The sequence below is a fragment of the Streptomyces sp. NPDC016851 genome, from assembly GCF_055562795.1.
In genome coordinates, this window is the sequence record NZ_JBVHEP010000064.1 from 1 (window position 1) to 1965 (window position 1965).

At 67.7% G+C, this 1965-nt stretch carries 2 protein-coding genes; both read right to left on the minus strand.

What is annotated here, in order from left to right; all coding sequences use genetic code 11:
- Positions 1 to 170: 170 nt before the first annotated feature.
- The gene (locus ACZ3I3_RS41295) at positions 171 to 1310 is read right to left on the minus strand and encodes an ABC transporter ATP-binding protein (protein ID WP_467373023.1); all 1140 of its coding nucleotides are present in this window, start codon (positions 1308 to 1310) and stop codon (positions 171 to 173) included.
- The coding region (locus ACZ3I3_RS41300) for an extracellular solute-binding protein (protein WP_467373025.1) at positions 1303 to 1965 on the minus strand (663 nt) is incomplete at its 5' end. The genes ACZ3I3_RS41300 and ACZ3I3_RS41295, both read right to left, overlap by 8 nt.

Below are 1965 nucleotides of genomic sequence, written 5' to 3' on the forward strand. Positions count from 1 at the left end.
CCGTCGGCGTTCTTCAGGCTGAGGAACAGCGTGGTGAAGATCGGGTAGACGAACAGCACCAGCAGGTAGACCACGACCGGCAGCGCATAGAGGATGCCGACCCGGGTGCGGCGGGAGGCCAGGAGCTTGCGCGGACGGGCAGGAGCCCCCGTGAGGGTGGCGGCCATGGCTCACCCTCCCTGTTCGGTGGGGAAGAGGTTGACGTCCTCGGGGTCGACGGTGATGCCGACCCGTTCGCCGGTGACGGGCCCGCGGCCGGCCGGCACTTCCAGCCGCAGTAGCGGCGCGTCACCGCCGTCGATGCGCACACCCGCGCGGACCAGAGTGCCCACGTAGGTGGCGGTCTCGACCGTGCCGGTACAGAAACCGTCATCGGGGGCGCAGGCCCGCAGCCGGCCGGGCTGCACGGCGACCTTCACCGGCGTGCCGGAGGCCAGTTGGTGACGGCGTGCCTTGATCAGACCGCCGGACTCGTCGAGGCGGACCACGGTGTGTTCATCGGTGTTCTGCAGGACGCGGCCGGGCAGGAAGTTCGCCGCGCCGAGGAAGTCCGCCACGAACGGAGTCCTCGGCCGCTCGAAGAGTTCCCGGGGGGTGTCGAACTGCTCGATCAGGCCGTTGCGCATCACCGCGATGCGGTCCGACATGACCAGCGCTTCCTCCTGGTCGTGCGTCACGTAGATGACGGTCAGGCCGAGTTCCTGCTGGATGGCCTTGATCTCGACCTGGAGCTGGTCGCGCAGCTTCTTGTCCAGCGCGCCCAGCGGCTCGTCCATGAGGATGACCGGCGGGCGGTAGACCAGCGCCCGGCACAGCGCGACACGCTGCTGCTGACCACCGGACAACTCCCGCGGCTTGCGGCCGCCGAACCCGGACAGACCGGCGATCTCCAGGGTCTCTCCGACGCGCTTGCGGATCTCGTCCCTGGACACCCCGCGGAGCGTGAGCGGGAAGGCGACATTCTCACTGACCGTCATGTGCGGGAAGAGCAGGTACTGCTGGAAGACGAAGCCAAGGTTGCGTTTTTGCGGGGCGAACTTCGTGACGTCGCGGTCCCCGACGGTGATGGTGCCGGAGTCCGGTTCGCAGAACCCGGCGATCATCATCAGGGTCGTGGTCTTGCCCGACCCCGAGGCGCCGAGGAAGGTGACGAACTCCCCGGCCGCGATCTCCATGGACGCCTCGTCGACCGCGACGACGTCCCCGTACGTCTTGCGCAGGGCCACCACCGACAGCGCTTTGCCCGTCGCGGTGGGCAGGGTGCCACCGGCCACCTTCACCGACGGTGTGACCACATCGAATTCAGCCACGAGCCCACTCCAACCAGCGCTTGGTGACGGCCGACTCGTTCTTCAGCCACCAGTCGATGTCCGCGTCGAAGCCCTCGTCGTAGTACTTCGGCGCACCGGCGAGGGCGTTGCGCTGGTCCTCGCTGAGCTTGGCGTAGGCCACCGGAGAAGACGGGTTCGACGGGAAGGCCTTGGCCAGGGCCGCCTGACTCTCGGCCCGCAACGCGAAGTCCATGAGCCGGTAGGCGCCGTCCACGTTGGCCGCGCCCTTGGCGATGGCATAGCCCGAGAACTGGCGGCGCATACCGTTGAGCTGCCGCTCCACCGGGACACCCTGCTTCTGCAGATCGGCGATCCGGCCGTCCCACACGGTGGACATCGTCACCTCCTGACGGCTCAGCAGCACACCCGGCAGAGGGCCGCTGTCCCAGAACTTCTTGATGTCACCCCGCAGACGCGTCAGCACCTTGAAAGCCCGGTCCACATCCAGCGGATACAGCTTGTCCATCGGCACACCGTCGGCCAGCAACGCGAACTCCAGCTCCGGCAGGTCACCATCCGGACTGACCATCGCCCGGCCACCCTTAAACGCCTTGGTGTCCCAGAAGTCCGCCCACGACTCCGGCTTGCGACCGTCGAAGGCATCCGTGCGGTACGCGATGCACTGGCCGTAGAA